A 16882-nucleotide genomic window follows, 5' to 3' on the forward strand; every position below is an offset into this window, starting at 1 on the left:
CGCCCGTGGCCTACCAGCAAGACTCCGGCATGGTTGCCAACGACCCGGTGATCAAGCGCTTCGACCTGCGCCTGGAAACCCGCACCAGCCGCACCACCCGCCGCGACTACGACTTCGAAAAGCCGCGCCTGACCCTGGAAAGCGAGAACCGCGGCGACGCCCTGCCCGACCTCGAAGACTACGACTACCCCGGTCGCTTCATCGACCGCGAACGCGGCAAGCACTTGGCCAAACGCGCTCTCGAACGCCACCGCAGCGACTTCCAGCTCGCCGAAGGCAAAAGCGATCAGCCGTTGCTGGTCAGCGGCCACTTCCTGGCCCTGACCCAACACCCGAAAGCCAAATGGAACGACCTCTGGCTGCTGACCGAAATTCTCCACGAAGGCAAACAGCCGCAAGTGCTGGAAGAGTCGGTCACCAGCAGCACCACTAACCTGAAAGACGATTTCCACCAGGGCTACCGCAACCGCTTCCAGGCCACCCCATGGGACGTGCCGAACCGCCCGCCCCTGACGCAAAAGAAGCCGCGCATCCTCGGCAGCCAAAGCGCCGTGGTCACCGGACCCAAGGGTGAAGAGATCCACTGCGACCAGTACGGCCGCGTCAAAGTGCAATTCCACTGGGACCGCGAAGGCCAGGCCGACGACAAGACCAGCTGTTGGCTACGCGTCTCCTCCGCCTGGGCCGGCGCCCACTACGGCGGCATCGCCATCCCGCGGATCGGCATGGAAGTGCTCGTCACCTTCCTCGAAGGCGACCCCGACCAACCGCTGATCAGCGGCTGCCTGTACCACAAGGAAAACGTCGTCCCGTACCCGCTGCCGGCGAACAAAACCCGCAGCACCTTCAAAACCTTGAGTTCCAAGGGCGGTGGCGGCTTCAACGAACTGCGCATCGAAGACAAGAAAGGCCAGGAACAAATCTTCCTCCACGCCCAGCGCGACTGGGACGAAAACGTCGAACACGACCAGAAAATCCGCGTCGGCAACGAACGCCACGACACCGTCGAGAAAAACAGCTACAGCGAATTCAAGGCCGAAGAACACCACACCGTCTACGCCGACCGCAAAGTCGAGGCCCGCGCCAACGACCACCTGACCGTGGGCGTGAACCAGCACATCAAAGTCGGCACTGGCCAGTTCATCGAAGCCGGCCAGGAAATCCACCTGAGCAGCGGCATGAAAGTCGTGCTTGAGGCCGGGAGCGAGCTGACCCTCAAGGGCGGCGGCAGCTTCATCAAGATCGACGGCAGCGGCGTCACCCTGAGCGGCCCGGTGATCAACATGAACTCCGGGGGCAGCCCCGGCAACGGGACTGGCGCCGCGCCACTGATGCCCGGCGTGCTGAAACAGGCCGATGCCGACAAGGCTGGCGCGGTCCTGACCCCGGCGCAGATCAATACGCTCAAACGCAACGCGCCGTTCTGTGAAGAGTGTGAGAAATGCAAGGCAGGTGCTTGTGCGATCTGATCTTTTGACCCCGCAGGCGTGGTTGGCTGAGCGGCCGTTGCAGGTGAGTGAGCGGCTTTATTTGATTGTTAGTGCCGCGAGCGATGCCGAACCGCTGAAGACGCTTTATCAAGTAGAACCCTCCACCCAAGTTACGCCGATTTGGGGCGGCACACCCTACGCAGCCTGGCAACCGGTGATGCCCTACCTCACCGAGGTCAAACCCAACTCGAATTTCCTGCCGTGGATTGCCGAAACCGATGCCCAGGATTGGGGTTGGTTGGCGGTGTCCAGCAGCTCACCGGACGTGGTGTTCGAGCACCTGCGCAGCTTGACGCAAGTACGGATGCCGGATGGGACCGAGGTGTTCTTCCGGTTTTGGGATGGGCGGCATATTTATCCGATTCTCGAAGGGTTGGGTGAAGCGGCTGGCGAAGTGTTACCGGTGTTTGATCGGTATTTGATTAATGGGAAGAGCCTGGAGGTTGGACCGAGGATGGTGCCGCCGGCGAAGGAATGGCCTTGGTGGGAAGTGCCGAAGGGGTTGTTGGATGGCCTCGCCAAGCAGAACCAGTCGACCCTGATCGGCAATCTGATGCAGTGGCTGGGAGAAGAACGTCCAGACATCTACGCCGCCTATCCCGAGAGCAACCTGAAGCTGAAAATCGCACGTTTCGTGCGCCAGCCCAATGCTCCGAAAAATCTTAATGAAGCACTGTTAAACCACCTGATTCTGGAGCAAGGCTGATGGATCGCGTTGCCTTTATTGATGAACAACTGGACACCTTCAAGGACAGCCTGAAGCTTTATCGTGAACTGACCGAAAGCAATTTTGCCCAGTGGGTGGATAAAGGCCCGCAGTTCTTCGACAGACCAGCCATATTTGGAATGAACAGGACCGTCAAACTCGGGACCGAGAGCGCGACCGTCAGTATCAATGATAGCGACTTCTCTGCGGTTGCCATTTGCCCAAAAGACGGCCGGCTGCTGATCGAGAGCAAATTCGTTTCGGTTAACGATATCCCGGTAGGCAACATTACCGTCGATGTCACACCGACGGCTGGTGGGGCTTCAAAGCCTGTCACGCTTGATGAGCAAGGCAAAGGTGTCTACAAGGGAATAGCGGGGGAAAAATACTACGTCCGCGTTCAGAGCCAAGTCACCAAAGAACAGGTTAACGACTTATTTGGCTCCTACGACAACCTGACGCAGCAGTTGCAAACTTGGCTGGATGGCGAATGGAAAAACTACAGGCCTCTATGGCCCACCGAGACACTGTCGACAGCCTACCTGGCGCAACTCAATGGTGCTGCCGCTGGGACCTGGGATGCAGTCAAGGGTGCATTTGACGGTATTAAACGCATATTCGAGATCCTGAAGGATCCTCAAGCATTTGCGCATGAGCTAGGTCAAAGTGCCACTGACCTGATCAAACTTGCAAAAGAAACGCCAGCGGCCATGGAAAGGCTCATGCTGCTGGCAAGTGATCAGGCTGCTCTATTTTTGCTGCTAAAAACTACGGCTCTCTGGCTTATTCAATTGCCACCTAGCGTGGTCGTAGGCAAATTCTCCGAGCAAGCAGCCAGCGTACTGGTAACCATCCTTATCGACATCGTATTGGCCTTGGTGTTGACCTATGCGGCCGCAGGTTCAGGCATTGCCTATTTGGGTGTTCGCCTCGCGAACTACGGTGCAAAAATTCTTGAGGCTGTAGTCGGCTTTGTAAAAGCCGTCTTCAAGATTCTTAAAGCCTTCATTGAATCTGTTGATAAATACAAAAAGGTCGCCGCCCGTGCAGCCGTTGGGGCATTTGAAAAAGGCAAAGTGAGGATTGGTTGGGGCAGGCAGGACCACGCCAAAATACGCGAGCACGAACACGCCGATGACCATTCCAAGCAATCGACAAATCCCGATGAAAAAAGCGCTACCTGCGCCAAGAAAACCTGCACCAACAATTGCCCGGTTTCCATGGTTACCGGTGAGGAGCTACTGACGCTGACCGATGGTCAGCTCGACGGACTGCTACCTTTCGAGTGGACTCGCCTTTACCGCACCAGCGCCGCGGAAATTGATTGCGGCCTCGGCTACGGCTGGAGCCATGCACTTGCCCAGCGGGCGGACATCAAGGACGACGAGGTGGTCTGGACCGACCACGAAAATCGTATCACCACGTTCCCGTTACCGAGTGTGCAGCGTCCGGCGATCACCAACAGCCTGTCGGAAGCAGCGATTTTCCTTGGTGATGATCCCTCAGAACTGATCCTCACCCAGGCCGGCGAACGTGCCCAGTTCTACCACTTTCGCTACAACAGCAAAGGCGCGACGCTGATCGCTATCAGCGACAACTACGGCAATCGCCTGCACATCACCCGCGACATTCACGGGCGTATCAAACGAGTCGACAACGGTGCCGGGCGCGCTCTTCTCATTCGTTACGACCGCAAACATATCGTCGCCATCGATTACCAGCAGTTCGTCCCCGCTGACAACCTGGAAAACGCCTGGAGCACAATCCAGAACCTGGCCACCTACGGCTACGATGCCCAGCACCGCCTGATCGAAGCGAAAAATGCTGCCGGTGAAGCCGAGCGCTACACCTATAACGATCAGAACGTAATTCTGGAACGCCGACTGGCCGGTGGCGCCAGCTTCTACTGGGAATGGGAAAAGGAAGGTAAGTCGGCACGCTGCATCCATCACTGGGCCAGCTTCTCGCAAATGGATGCGCACTACGTTTGGGATGATAAAGGCACCGTTACGGTCACGAACGCCGATGGTAGCGAAGAGATTTACACCCATGACGATCAGGCGCGTTTGGTGGCCAAGGTCGACCCGGACGGGGCCGAACACCTCAAAGTCTATGACGAAAAAGGCCGATTGATCGCCGAAAAGAATCCCCTCGGCGCGGTCAGCGAATATCAATACGACGCCGCCGGCCGTTTAGCCGCGGTAATCCCACCGGAAGACGCGCCGACGGAGTACGAATACAGCAACGGTTTTGTCAGCGAAGTCCGTCGTGACGAGTCGATCTGGAAGTACCAACGCAACAATCAGGGCGATATCACCCTGCAGATCGATCCCCACGGCAATGAAACCCATTACAGCTACGACCGCCAAGGTCGCCTGCTGGAAATTCGTCACCCCGACGGCAGCCGTCATCAATTGGGATGGAACAACCTCGGCCAGTTGCTCGAAGAACGCCTGCCCGACGGCGGCCAGCGTAAATACCGCTACGACGCTCTTGGCCGGCAGATCACCCGCCAGGAAGAAACCGGCGCCATCACCCACTACCAGTGGGATGCCGTCGATCGACTCACGCAGGTCACCCTCCCCGGCGGTGCAACCCGAGCGTTCACCTACAACCCGTACGGTCGTGTGACCGCCGAACGTGACGAGCTCGGTCGCGTCACGCGCTACGAATACGCTGATGGCCTGCACCTGGTCAGCCGCCGTATCAACCCGGATGGCAGCCAGCTGCGCTACCGCTACGACAATTCGCGCCTGCTGCTCACCGAAATCGAAAACGAACGTGGCGAGCACTACAACCTCGACTATTACGCCAACGGCCTGATCCAGCAGGAAACCGGGTTCGACGGTCGCCGCACGGCCTACGAATACGACCTCAATGGCCAGTTGCTGAAGAAAACCGAATTCGGCGATGACGGCAGCGAGTTGGCCACTGAGTACCAGCGTGACGCCGCTGGCCGTTTGCTGGTGAAAACCCTGGCTGATGGTGAAGAGATTCACTACAGCTACGACGCGCTTGGCCGCCTCGTTAACGTTGACGACGGCAACTGGCCGCTGGCGTACGAATACGACCTGCAGGACCGCCTTATCACCGAACACCAAGGCTGGGGCACGCTGCGTTACGAGTACGACACCGTCGGCCAGTTGAAACACTGCCGTCTCCCGGACGGTAGCAAGCTTGATTACCGCCACCAGCGCGGCGGGCAGTTGAGCAGCATCGACCTTAACGGTTCGCGCCTGACCACCCACCAATTCAACGCCGGCCGCGAACAAAAGCGCCAACAAGGTCTGCTGCTCAGCCAATACCAGTACGACGAACAAGGTCGCCTCCAAGCCCACAGCGTTAGCCAGCAGGATCGCAACCTATTCCAGCGCCGCTACGCCTACGATGCCAATGGCAACCTCGCCGGCATCGACGACACCCGCAAAGGCAACCGCAGCTACCACTACGATCCGCTCGACCGCCTGATCAACGTCCGTGGCAGCCCCCCGGAAAGCTTCGCCCACGACCCCGCCGGCAACTTGCTGGGGCAAGGCGATCAGGCCGCCGCGAACCTGGCCAACGTCAAAGGCAATCGCCTGCTGATGCAGGGCGACCGCCACTACGACTACGACGCCTACGGCAACCTGAGCCGCGAACGCCGTGGCACCGGACAGAAACTCGTAACGGAATACCGCTACGACTGCCAGCACCGCTTGATCGGCGTCAGCCTGCCGGGAGGCAGTACCGCAAGCTACAAGTACGACGCCTTCGGCCGCCGTATCGAAAAAACCGTCGACGGCAGCGCCACCGAATTCCTGTGGCAAGGCGAACGCCTGATCGCTGAAAGCGCCGACAACCGCTATCGCACCTACATCTACGAACCGGGCAGCTTCCGCCCGCTGGCAATGCTGGACGGCGAAGGCCCTCTCAAAGCAACGCCGTTGTACTATCAACTCGACCACCTGGGCACCCCGCAGGAACTCACCGACTACAGCGGCGAGATCATGTGGTCAGCGAAATACCGCGCCTATGGCAACCTCGCCGCACTCGACGTTGCTGAAATCGACAATCCGTTGCGTTTCCAGGGTCAGTACTTCGACGCTGAGACGGGCTTACACTACAACCGGCATCGCTACTACAATCCGGGGACTGGACGGTTTCTGACGCCGGATCCGATCAAGCTTGCGGGTGGGTTGAATAACTACCAGTACGTGCCTAACCCTACGGGGTGGGTGGATCCGTTGGGGTTGGATACTTGTCCTGGTGCGGATGGGTGTAAGCCAGACTTTGACGCCGATAACGCGACAACAAAACCGGCGGTCGACGAAGGCCAACCCGACTCTCCTGATGCGGGACGAAAAGCTCATCAATTCAACTCATTCCACGAATACAAAGTGCCTGAAAATCTGTACCTAAAGAGTGACAAGGTGCAATTCAACAGAGCTAACAAGGACTTAATAAACAAGCTCAATGGCGATCCAGCATTTCGAAAAAATATGTATAGTCGAAACCCTGAATTAAAAACTTGGGTGGATGATCCCAAACGGAACATGGGCTCCAGCCCGACAGGCTACACTTGGCACCACAACGAGAAGCCCGGTGTGCTGCAGCTTGTTCATCGAGCGGACCATGGCGGCGAACACTCCGTATATCACCCAACCGGCAAAGGTGGACGAGATATATGGGGTGGGGGCCGAGAGGGGCGCGAAGGAAAAATCAAAACAGAATAATTGGAGTAGTGGTATGAAGCACAATCAATCTATCAAGATAAATGACCTGATCGACTTCTTAAAAGCTCAGAAAAAAGAGCTTACCTATTGTGTTTATGGGGCTGGATCATCAGATCAAGCTACCTTACATACCGATTGCGTCATTGATGAGTATTCAGAGATCACGGATGACGATGAAGAAATTTTCCCAGAGAGGATCACTCAAAAAAATCTCGATTTCTGGTTCACCGATGAACTCTTAGAAGATGTGGTATTCAACGCACTAAAACAAAAGACGTCTGCTACAAATGAAGAGATACTTAAAGCCATAAAATTCTATAACGAAAACGATAGCTTTATTACTCTGTAGAAAACTGAAGATTTTAGCCATGCCCAGAACAAGCATTGCTTCTGCCTCAATCACTAGCGATATTGAGATCGCAAAATTTCTGCACCGACGTTTTAAGATGTCACTGATCGGCTCTCAAAAGAAGCTCGCCATGGGCGATAAAGGTTTCTTTTACACATGTGATCTTTTCGAAAATGACCATATTCGGCGCGAGAAAGATATTCGCGACATAATTACATTCTTCAACGAGATAAACACACCCTCTTCTTCTTTTGAAAATGGAAGATGAAAAGGAGTGGGGAGATTTAGATATGGGCAACCTTAGTCAGTACTCCATATCTGAAGAGTGTTAGCGCTGATGCGATTTTGACCCTGGGTCAAAATCGCATCAGCGCTAACAATCAAGGCATCGCCTTCTTTGACTCTTATCCTAACCTTTCGCATCCAATGGTTGGCGCTTCAAACTGCCATGCTCACGGGGATCCAAGGAGTTCGCATGAAATCCGGGCCTAATTAGGATAACCGTAGGGATAAAGATTCTATAAACAAGAACAATTTTCTTGTAAAACAGGTGCTTATTTTTCTATTCGAGTCCAGGTCGTGGAGCCAGACAGCAATATCGAAAAGCCCCTGAATCGAAAGGTTCAGGGGCTTTTTTGTGGCCAAAAGATCGCAGCCTCGTTTCACTCGACAGCTCCTACAGAGAATTGCGTTCCACTGTAGGAGCTGTCGAGTGAAACGAGGCTGCGATCTTTTGATCTACCAGCCTTTTAAGCGAATACAACTGTCAGACATGCTCACTGCTTTTGGCATGAGCCGCTCGATGCTCGCTCGACTCATGGCCCGCCTCCACCACTGGAATCTCATTCCCGTCGCAGTCACGCAGTTTGCCTTCGCTGAAATAATCCCCTTCGCGCAACGCTGCCAGATCCTGATAACGCAGAACGCGCTCGGTACCGGCCGCGAACACCGACTGCTGATCGGAGTTACCGGCAGTGAGGTGGTTGAAGGTCAGGTTCAGCACGATGGCCATGATCGCCGAGGAGCTGATGCCCGAATGGAAGATCGTGGCGAACCAGCTTGGGAAGTGGTCGTAGAAGTTCGGCGCAGCGATGGGGATCATGCCGAAGCCGATGGAGGTGGCGACAATGATCAGGTTGACGTTGTTGCGGTAGTCGACCTTGGACAGCGTACGAATACCACTGGCCGCCACGGTGCCGAACAGCACGATACCGGCGCCGCCGAGGACAGAAGTCGGTACAGCGGCGATGACGCGCCCCATAAACGGCAGCAAACCGAGGACTACCAGAAACAAACCGCCGGTAGCCACCACGAAGCGGCTCTTGATCCCGGTCACCGCCACCAGCCCGACGTTCTGGGCGAAGGCACTTTGGGTGAAGGAGCCGAAGATCGGCGCGATCATGCTCGACAGCATATCGGCGCGCAGGCCGTTGCCCAGTCGTTTGGAGTCGACCTTGGTGCCGATGATTTCACCCACCGCCAGGATGTCAGCCGAGGTTTCCACCAGGGTCACCATGACCACAATGCACATCGACAGGATCGCGGCGAAATGGAAGGTCGGCATGCCAAAGTGGAACGGTGTCGGGAAGCCGAACATCGGGCCTTGAGTGACGGACGAGAAATCCGCCATGCCAAGGAACACCGCGATCACCGTGCCGATAACCATGGCCAACAGGATCGACAAACGAGAGATGGTCGCGCTGCCAATCTTGCTCAACAGCAAAACCAGCACCAGCGTCACCGCCGCCAGACCAATGTTCGCCATACTGCCGAAGTCCGGGGCATGGCTGTTGCCGCCCATGGCCCAGCGTGCAGCGACTGGCATCAGCGTCAGGCCGATGGTGGTGATCACAATGCCCGTGACCAGCGGCGGGAAAAACTTGGTGATTCGCGAGAACACCGGCGTGATCAGCAGGCCGATCAACGACGCGGCAATCACCGCCCCGAGAATCGATTGAAACCCGCCCTCCCCGCCACTGCTGACAATCGCCACCATCGTCGCGACACCAGAGAACGACACGCCCTGTACCAGCGGCAATTGGCAGCCGAAAAACGGTAAACCCAGTGTTTGCAGTAATGTCGCCAAGCCCCCCGCAAACAGTGAAGCAGCAATCAACAAACCGATGTCCGCCGGTGAGAGCCCGGCCGCCTGGCCGATGATCAAAGGCACCGCGACGATGCCGCCGTACATGGTCAGAACGTGTTGCAGGCCGTAAGCCATATTCGCGCCGATCCCGAGATTTACGTCCTCAGGCCGTTGGTGTGAAACATGGGGCGTTTTCATGGTTGGGGGGTTCCCTGGTTTTTGTTATGCGCACACTGTATGCAAGACTCAGGACAAATGTCTATAGAGTTGTATACAACTAGTCAGTCAGATTATGGACACATGGCCATTCCACACCGGAGACTTGCGCCGCACCTTCCCTGATAAACTCTGCCGCTCCGCACCCTGGCGGACAATTACGGACATGGAAGCCGCCACCTTGAATGATCGCTCAGCACTCGAACACCTTACCCAGATCCTGCCCCTGACCTTTGGCGCGTTTTGCACCGTGGTCGCCGTGCAAGCCCTGGCCATTGCCCTGCCCTATGCCATGGATTCCCCTGATCTGGAGATTGGCCTCTGGGTTGGCGTCGGCGTCTTTTTGCCTTTTTTGGTCGGTGGCGTGTTCTTTGGCGTGGTGCCCGTGCTCGTGGGTTTCACGCCGCTGTACGCCTGGCTCAGCGCCAAGGGTTACGCCAACTGGGTGACTGGCGTGTTGGCTGGGGTGGCGATCGCCGGACTGGTCTGTCTTCACCCTAAATGGCGGTTGCTGTGGATGTTCTGGCTAATCGATGGCGCGGCAGTCGGGCTGATCACCCACTGGGCGTGGCGCCGAGTCCAGAAAATCCAGCGTGACGCAACATCCCGGGCCCTCTCACGACCATGAACACCGTGGAGCGATTTACCCTTTGGCGGCCTGAAGACCCCGACGACCCGAGCCCCGACACATCACCGGTGATCATCGACGGCCACCGCTCAGCGCTGGTCATTTCTGGTCGCACGCTGCTGCGCCAATACGAAACCGCGTCCGGCTATCTGTTGGTGACCGACTTCGATTGCCCCTTTGAAGAAGCCGTGTGCTTTTCGCTGATCAGTAAAGACCTTCAAAGCGTATTGGGCGAACACCTCGTCGGATGCCTGTACAGCTCGTACTATCTGGCAGAGCTGGTATGGCTGGACGAGGTACACTTTTTCGCGACCTTCGCCGGCCTGGTCGATTACCGGTTTTACTTCACGATTCGCCAGTTCGGCATTCCCTGGATTTACCCGAGACTGGGTGTGGCGTGCAGGCGCTTTCATCCCAAGAGCGGAACGTGGCGGCGGGATATTCGTTAAAACGCGAGCCAGCGAGACTCTTAACCGGCAGCCCCTTGAAGCCAAAATCTCCCGGCAACATGACGCAAGGCAAGACGTGCACTACCTTGATAGAGGTACGCTCTCACTGAGACCACGATAGGACATCGACATGAGCAAGGCTGACCAACTCGCCGCGAAACTGAAGCAAACCCAGCAGTCCAGCGCCGACGAGACACTCTGTGCTGATCACCAAATAGACAGCTGGCCTGCGCAGGTTTACGACCTGTACCACTTCATCGAAGCCTGGCTGGCGCCGCTCAGCGAAGCCGGGCTGAACATCCGGCGAGTACCGACGCACGTCTTCGAGCGTCATCCTGACGGTGCGACCTACGACTACGCCATCGACCAGTTACTGATTGAAGGCAACCACCACAGCATCACCTTCGACCCCGTCGCTCGTTTCACCGAGGATGGTGCCGGACGGGTCGAGATCCGCACCCAAGGGAAAACACTCTCGATGCTGCGAACCGTGAGCGAACACGGCGAGACGCAGTGGTGGCTGCAAGCGATCGATCAATCCGGGCAACAGCCGGATGCGATTGCCATGACCGAAGACAATCTGCTGTCAGTGGTGCAGGAGGGACTGCAGCTGTGAGGCTCAGGGCTGTTGAATCAGCCCTTCAATAACCCGGCGCAACGCCGCCTCCCGCGGCACCCGAATGTCGAACTCGCTGCGCAACAAACCCATCAATTCATCCACATCCGTCACCTGCCGCCGTTCAGTCTCACTGCCGATCCGATGAATCGCAAAACTGCCGTTGTTCAGCGTGCGGCGCCACCCTTCCCCGGTGCGCGCCACCATCAGTTGCCTGGCGAACGACGATTCGGGATGAGTCGAGACATACCAATTGCCGACGGCGTAATCGATGTCTTCCTGGCGCTGCAAATCGAAGATGTACATCGCCCGCCATTCGCCGCCGACATTGGCGCGCAAGGTGTAGCCATCCTCGTGCTGCTCGATGCGATAGGGTTCGTGAGGTGTGAGCTGTTCAGCCGGGGTATCGAGCATCAGCGGTGCGGTGGGCACCATGCCGCCGAAGCCGACGTCGGTGATGTAGCGCACGCCGTCCAGGGTTACCAGGCTCAAGCGGTGTGTACGGGCGGTCCATGCGCCTTCGGGTTGGCCCATGACCACTCGGCCGGTGATACCGCGAGCGTCGAAGCCCAGTGCCTGGAGCAGGGCCAGGAACAGGTTGTTGAGTTCGTAGCAGTAACCACCGCGGCCGTCATGCAGGACCTTTTGCTCTATGGACGGCAAGTCAATAAGCACCGGCTGACCCGACAACGTGCTGAGGTTTTCGAACGGGAAGGCGCCGGTGTGGCGCAGTTGAAGTTGGCGCAGGGTTTCCAGGGTCGGCGCCGGCGGCGCGTCGAAGCCCAGGCGCTGCAGGTACAACGCAAGATTGCTCAGGTGTGGCTCGCTCATTGTTCAGTCCTTATGCATGGGGCCGCGGATCTCTCCGCCGATGGGCGCCATGTATAAGGGATAAAGCGGCTCGACTGACAATTGATTTAGCCAATCGGCGCACACGTAAAGATCAACGCCGTTTGCGCGAACTCAACCGAATCCACGTCGGCGCATGATCACTCGCATGCGGCTCGTTGCGAACCCAGGCATCGACTCCGGCCTCGTGCAGATAAGGACTCAGCGCCGGGTTAAGCAACAGATGATCGATGCGCAACCCTGAGTTCTTTTGCCAGTGCTGGCGAAAATAATCCCAGAAGGTATAGAGCCGATCCTCTGGATACAGATGGCGCAAGGAATCGGTCCAGCCCTGGGCCAGCAGGCGCTGATAACACTCGCGGCTTTCAGTTTGCAGCAACGCATCCTTCAGCCAGGATCGCGGGTTGTAGATGTCGAGGTCGGTGGGCACCACGTTGTAGTCACCGGCCAGGACCACGGGATGATCACTGGCCTGAAGCGTCTGCGCGTAGTGGATCAGCCGTTCGAACCACGCCAGCTTGTAATCGAACTTCGGCCCCGGCTGCGGGTTGCCATTGGGCAGGTACAGGCAGCCCACCAGAATCCCGTGCACGGCGGCCTCCAGATACCGGCTGTGGGTGTCGCTGTCATCACCTGGCAGGCCTCGACGACTCTCCAGCGGCTGCGCATCCCGCGCCAGAATCGCCACCCCGTTCCACGAAGACTGACCTTGCCAGATCGCGCCGTAGCCAGCGGCCTCAAGCTCGGCTGCCGGGAATGCACTGTCAATCGACTTGAGTTCCTGCAAACAAGCGATGTCTGGCTGCTCTCGCTCAAGCCAGACCAGCAAGTTGGGTAGTCGGGCGCACATGCCGTTGACGTTGAATGTCGCGATTTTCAGGTTCTTCATGTTCCAACGCTCGCAACGCAGGGTCGATATCCAGTTGTGACCGGGGGTGCGTCCCGGCAGTTGCCTCTACGAGCGAGTCAGGCGACTAAGGGCACGCCCCTACACTGGAAACTCGTCATGCGACGCCTTGAGCAATGGCAGCAACGCCTGCTTTTCCATAGGCCGACTCAAGTAGAAACCCTGCACCTCATTGCACTGGTCCGAGACCAGGAAGTCCAGTTGCTCCAGGGTCTCGACGCCCTCTGCCGTCACGGTCAGGCCCATGGCTTTGCCCAGGTTGATGATCGCCTGCACCACGGCGCGATCATTGCCGCCGCCGCTCATGGACGAGATGAAACGCTTGTCGATCTTGATCCCGTCGAACGGGTACGTGCGCAAGTAACCCAGGGACGAATAGCCGGTACCGAAGTCGTCCATGTTCAACCGCACGCCCAGTTCCTTGAGCGCATTCATAGTCGCCAACGCGCCATCCACATCGATGAGCATCACGTTTTCGGTGATCTCCAGCTCCAGACGACTGGCCGGTAAACGGGTCTGGATCAATGCCTCCCTGACGTCCTCCACCACATCGCTGCGGGCAAATTGCACAGGCGACAAATTGACCGACACCATCAACGCACCGGGCCAGGTCAGGGCCGTTTCACAGGCTTCGCGCAACACCCAGCGCCCCAAAGGCACGATCAGGTCAGTCTGCTCGGCCAAAGGGATAAACTCGTCGGGGCTCAACAGCCCCTGTTCCGGATGCTGCCAGCGCAGCAACGCTTCCACCGAGACCACCTGCTTGCCGCCCATGTTGTAGCGCGGCTGGTAATGCATCACGAACTCGTTGTTCTTGATCGCCCGGCGCAAGTCGTTTTCCAATTGTCGGCGGTGCTGGATCTGATCGTTCATGTGCGGCGCAAAGTAGCACCAGGTCTTCTTACCGTTGGATTTAGCCTGATACAGCGCAATGTCGGCACACCGGATCAGCTCATTGGGAATGTGACCCTGACGCCGACTCAAGGCGACACCGATGCTCGCCCCGATGTGCAGCGTGTGATGTTCGTAATGAATCGGCTGCTGCAGGCTCTCGAGCAAACGCTCGCAGAACCGGTCGATTTCGGCGTGACTGTCCATGCCGTTGAGCACCAGCACAAACTCATCACCACCGAGCCGGGCGACCAGATCGATGTCCCGCGTGCACTCGCGCAATCGGGTGGCCACTTCCAGCAGTACGGCGTCGCCAGCCGGGTGGCCAAGGGAGTCGTTGATCGGCTTGAAGTTATCCAGATCGATCATCAACAGCGCCAGCGCCGCCGAATGCCCTTTCTGCGCCAGGGCCTCGTCGAGGAAACGCGCCAGTTTGTTGCGATTCGGCAGCCCCGTCAGGGCATCGTGCAACGACAGATGCTGGATCTGGGCATGGGCAGCGACTTCATCGGTGATATCGCTGGCCGTCCCGCGATAGCCCAGCACCGCGCCCTTGCGATGGATCGGCCGTGCCGAAACCCGGCAAATACGCTGCTGCCCCGACTGATCGCGATAGGAGCAGCGCAAATGGCTGACGGGCTGTTCTTCATTGAGCTTATGCAGCCACAGCGACAAGGGCAGCGTATCGCAATTGAGCAGTTGCCCGATGTCCTGCCCGATCCATTGCTGATCGGAATAACCGGTGACGGTGGCGAAACGTCCTGACAGATAAGAGAGGCAATGCTTGTCGTCGATTTCCCAGATCCAGTCGGAAGCGGCCTCAGCCACTGCACGAAAACGTTCTTCACTGGCCTCCAGCGCCTGGTTCGATAAATCGAGGCTGGTGTAGCTGGCATCCACGTGCCCGGACGTGCGCAAGACATACCGGAAGAAATAAGCTGTTAACAACGCCAGCACCAACAGCGCGCCGCCCAATGGCGGCAGCAGCGACCAGAGCAACTGGTGACCCGGTTGCTCAAGTCGGGAAACCAGGCTGTAGCCGGTGTCCGCCGGTGCCACGGCTGGCCTGTCGGGCGAGATGGCGTTATCAGGCGTCAGGTTTAAATCATGCAAACCGTAATCGGCGCTCAGGACGCTGAGCTTGTCAGGGCTTAATTGGTCGACGAACACCAGCACCGAGGTGCTTTGAGGATCGACCGCCGGCCTTTCGTCATTGGGGACGATCGCGGCAGCCGTCAGCAATGCCGGTTTGCCCTCGAACAGCGTGAACTGGCTGACGGGTTCAATGAGGCTTTCCTGACTCTGGACTGCCTGTATCAGCGTCGCCATCGATGCCGAAAGATAGGTGGTCGCCGCCTCCTGCACCTGAAGCCCGCGCACCACTGCGTATTTGGTTTGCTGATGATCGACCACGAAGACGCCATCGTAGTGATCAATGCTGAACAAGGTTTTGCCCAGGTTCTGCTCGATGTAGGCCCATTGCACATCGACCTGGCCGTTCAAATGGTCGTAGGCGGTCGTCCAGTTTGCATAACTGGCGACGTAGCTTTTCGAGGCGGTGATGCGGTTTTCCAGCGCACGCTGGGTGTAGAAAGTGGTCTTGGCCAGGTCCTGGGCGTCCAGCCTCCCGGCAATGTTGAACAAGGCCAACAGGGCGATCAGCACACCCAGGACAAACAGCAAGCCGATGACAAACACCAGGTTGCGGGTTATCGGCGTATGACGGGGAGCGGCGACAGTGGTAACAGCGTTCATATCCATGCACTTGATCCTGTCAATCGATTGCCTGATCGGGATGCGACGCTCGCGAGCTTTTTTACCAGGACACTGGCCGAACGTTTATTGACCATAGCAGCCATGCCGGGCCTTGGCGCAGGGATAGCGCGAGTCATTGCCGCAATTAAAGAACCGTTCACACAACCATTGCCAATCGACGGCTGCAGCCCTGTAATTGCAAGCAACGCCCGCGTACTCCCGACTGGGTACGTCGCCATCGTTTGTTATCGCGCAAGAAAAGGAAGTCATGACATGCCCCTCATCCCCCAGCACTTCATCCTCCATGAAACCGAACACTGGATCGTCAACCACCGCCTCAACTCGGCACTGCCGGGTTACGTGATGCTCGGCGCCCGAGCGAACGTCAGCGCCCTCCACGAACTGCCCGAAAGCGCCCTCGCCGAGCTCGGCCCGCTGCTGGCGAAAACTCAACGGATTGTCGAAACGTTGTTCAAACCCAAACGACTGTACATCGGTCGTTACGGACATGTGCCCGGCCATCCGATTCACTTTCACGTGATACCGATCTACGACTGGGTCGAGGATTTGTTCTGGCAGGATGCACGCTACAGAGTGCTAGAGACCTTCTCTTCCCCCCACCCGGAAAGCATCACCGATGGTGCCGAGCTGACGCTGTTTGTCTGGCGTGAGTTTTGTGAACGGCCTGATCCGCCGACTGCACCGGGAATGACAGTAGAAGTAGCGATCAGCCACCTGCGCGAGGCTTTCGCCTGAAACGTACGTCGACCACTCGTCAACCAATCGGCACCAACCGCCCTGCCCTTCATACCAACATCAGGTAACGACTCATCTTTGGAGACGCACCATGATGACCATCAAAATGACTTCGCTATTACTGGCTGGAGTGCTGTCCGCCATGTCCGTCGGCATTTTTGCAGCCTCAGGCGATGGCGCTGATGCGACCGGCACCCAATCGGGCTCAACCGGCGGCTCGACAATGGCGCCCAACAATAACCCTGGCCAACCTTCGGGCGGCCACAACGCTGACGGTGGCAATAGCGGGTCGGGCTCTTCCAGCGGCGGCAACGGCGGTAACGGTGGGAACAGCGGCTCTGGCGCGGGGGGTGGCACGGGTGCTGCGGGGGGAGGAACAGGCGGTGCCGGAGGCGGGACAGGCAGCTGAACGCGTAGAGGCAGCCGATGATGAGAGATCGTCGGCTGCTGTCAGTTGGGCGCTACACACCGG

General features: G+C 57.8%; 14 protein-coding genes. 10 read left to right on the top strand and 4 right to left on the bottom strand.

What is annotated here, in order from left to right; genetic code table 11:
- The 5 genes from tssI to E3W21_RS20930 all read left to right on the top strand — a co-directional run.
- A partial coding sequence (gene tssI / locus E3W21_RS20910; RefSeq protein WP_134421711.1) for a type VI secretion system tip protein TssI/VgrG occupies positions 1 to 1469 on the top strand: 1469 nt, incomplete at its 5' end.
- A complete protein-coding gene (locus E3W21_RS20915) occupies positions 1459 to 2196 on the top strand; it encodes a DUF4123 domain-containing protein (protein WP_134421712.1) in 738 nt (245 codons plus the stop codon). The genes tssI and E3W21_RS20915, both read left to right, overlap by 11 nt.
- Positions 2196 to 6908, top strand: a complete 4713-nt coding sequence (locus E3W21_RS20920) for an RHS repeat-associated core domain-containing protein (RefSeq protein WP_134421713.1) — start codon at positions 2196 to 2198, stop codon at positions 6906 to 6908. The genes E3W21_RS20915 and E3W21_RS20920 overlap by 1 nt, the downstream gene beginning before the upstream one ends.
- Before the next feature lie 13 nt (positions 6909 to 6921).
- Positions 6922 to 7257: a hypothetical protein gene (locus tag E3W21_RS20925; protein ID WP_134421714.1), complete on the top strand. Its 336-nt coding sequence runs from the start codon at positions 6922 to 6924 to the stop codon at positions 7255 to 7257.
- A gap of 19 nt (positions 7258 to 7276) precedes the next feature.
- A complete protein-coding gene (locus tag E3W21_RS20930) occupies positions 7277 to 7525 on the top strand; it encodes a hypothetical protein (RefSeq protein ID WP_256661605.1) in 249 nt (82 codons plus the stop codon).
- A gap of 498 nt (positions 7526 to 8023) precedes the next feature.
- Here the strand turns inward: E3W21_RS20930 and E3W21_RS20935 are convergent, their stop codons facing one another.
- The gene (locus E3W21_RS20935) at positions 8024 to 9541 is read right to left on the bottom strand and encodes a nucleobase:cation symporter-2 family protein (protein WP_134421715.1); all 1518 of its coding nucleotides are present in this window, start codon (positions 9539 to 9541) and stop codon (positions 8024 to 8026) included.
- 184 nt (positions 9542 to 9725) lie between these two features.
- On the opposite strand from E3W21_RS20935, the gene E3W21_RS20940 reads away from it, so the two are divergent.
- The 3 genes from E3W21_RS20940 to E3W21_RS20950 all read left to right on the top strand — a co-directional run bounded on the left by E3W21_RS20940 (position 9726) and on the right by E3W21_RS20950 (position 11252).
- On the top strand, positions 9726 to 10187 hold the full coding sequence (locus tag E3W21_RS20940; protein ID WP_129442983.1) for a hypothetical protein: 462 nt from the start codon (positions 9726 to 9728) through the stop codon (positions 10185 to 10187).
- A complete protein-coding gene (locus tag E3W21_RS20945) occupies positions 10184 to 10636 on the top strand; it encodes a hypothetical protein (protein WP_134421716.1) in 453 nt (150 codons plus the stop codon). Before E3W21_RS20940 ends, E3W21_RS20945 begins: the two co-directional genes overlap by 4 nt.
- 130 nt (positions 10637 to 10766) lie before the next feature.
- Positions 10767 to 11252 (top strand): hypothetical protein, encoded by a 486-nt coding sequence (locus E3W21_RS20950; protein WP_134421717.1) that lies wholly within the window; start codon positions 10767 to 10769, stop codon positions 11250 to 11252.
- A gap of 3 nt (positions 11253 to 11255) precedes the next feature.
- Here E3W21_RS20950 and E3W21_RS20955 read toward each other — a convergent pair whose 3' ends face one another.
- The 3 genes from E3W21_RS20955 to E3W21_RS20965 all read right to left on the bottom strand — a co-directional run bounded on the left by E3W21_RS20955 (position 11256) and on the right by E3W21_RS20965 (position 15660).
- The gene (locus tag E3W21_RS20955) at positions 11256 to 12083 is read right to left on the bottom strand and encodes an arylamine N-acetyltransferase (protein WP_134421718.1); all 828 of its coding nucleotides are present in this window, start codon (positions 12081 to 12083) and stop codon (positions 11256 to 11258) included.
- A 112-nt stretch (positions 12084 to 12195) separates the two neighbouring features.
- Positions 12196 to 12990 carry an exodeoxyribonuclease III gene (locus E3W21_RS20960; protein ID WP_134421719.1) on the bottom strand — a complete coding sequence of 265 codons (795 nt, stop codon included), beginning with the start codon at positions 12988 to 12990 and terminating at the stop codon, positions 12196 to 12198.
- A gap of 99 nt (positions 12991 to 13089) precedes the next feature.
- Entirely contained in the window at positions 13090 to 15660 is a 2571-nt protein-coding gene (locus tag E3W21_RS20965) for an EAL domain-containing protein (RefSeq protein ID WP_134421720.1), read from the bottom strand.
- 267 nt (positions 15661 to 15927) lie between these two features.
- Between E3W21_RS20965 and E3W21_RS20970 the strand changes: the two genes are divergently transcribed.
- Both E3W21_RS20970 and E3W21_RS31895 read left to right on the top strand, forming a co-directional pair.
- A complete protein-coding gene (locus E3W21_RS20970; RefSeq protein ID WP_134421721.1) occupies positions 15928 to 16410 on the top strand; it encodes an HIT family protein in 483 nt (160 codons plus the stop codon).
- Between the two features lie 91 nt (positions 16411 to 16501).
- On the top strand, positions 16502 to 16819 hold the full coding sequence (locus tag E3W21_RS31895) for a hypothetical protein (RefSeq protein WP_256661606.1): 318 nt from the start codon (positions 16502 to 16504) through the stop codon (positions 16817 to 16819).
- Positions 16820 to 16882: the final 63 nt, after the last annotated feature.

This window comes from Pseudomonas sp. F01002 (genome assembly GCF_004402115.1).
Taxonomy (GTDB): domain Bacteria; phylum Pseudomonadota; class Gammaproteobacteria; order Pseudomonadales; family Pseudomonadaceae; genus Aquipseudomonas; species Aquipseudomonas frigoris.

Coding starts and splice junctions, on each gene's coding strand:
- E3W21_RS20920 (WP_134421713.1), top strand. CDS start 2,196: ATGGATCGCGTTGCCTTTATTGATGAACAACTGGACACCTTCAAGGAC.
- E3W21_RS20925 (WP_134421714.1), top strand. CDS start 6,922: ATGAAGCACAATCAATCTATCAAGATAAATGACCTGATCGACTTCTTA.
- E3W21_RS20930 (WP_256661605.1), top strand. CDS start 7,277: ATGCCCAGAACAAGCATTGCTTCTGCCTCAATCACTAGCGATATTGAG.
- E3W21_RS20935 (WP_134421715.1), bottom strand. CDS start 9,541: ATGAAAACGCCCCATGTTTCACACCAACGGCCTGAGGACGTAAATCTC.
- E3W21_RS20940 (WP_129442983.1), top strand. CDS start 9,726: ATGGAAGCCGCCACCTTGAATGATCGCTCAGCACTCGAACACCTTACC.
- E3W21_RS20945 (WP_134421716.1), top strand. CDS start 10,184: ATGAACACCGTGGAGCGATTTACCCTTTGGCGGCCTGAAGACCCCGAC.
- E3W21_RS20950 (WP_134421717.1), top strand. CDS start 10,767: ATGAGCAAGGCTGACCAACTCGCCGCGAAACTGAAGCAAACCCAGCAG.
- E3W21_RS20955 (WP_134421718.1), bottom strand. CDS start 12,083: ATGAGCGAGCCACACCTGAGCAATCTTGCGTTGTACCTGCAGCGCCTG.
- E3W21_RS20960 (WP_134421719.1), bottom strand. CDS start 12,990: ATGAAGAACCTGAAAATCGCGACATTCAACGTCAACGGCATGTGCGCC.
- E3W21_RS20965 (WP_134421720.1), bottom strand. CDS start 15,660: ATGGATATGAACGCTGTTACCACTGTCGCCGCTCCCCGTCATACGCCG.
- E3W21_RS20970 (WP_134421721.1), top strand. CDS start 15,928: ATGCCCCTCATCCCCCAGCACTTCATCCTCCATGAAACCGAACACTGG.
- E3W21_RS31895 (WP_256661606.1), top strand. CDS start 16,502: ATGATGACCATCAAAATGACTTCGCTATTACTGGCTGGAGTGCTGTCC.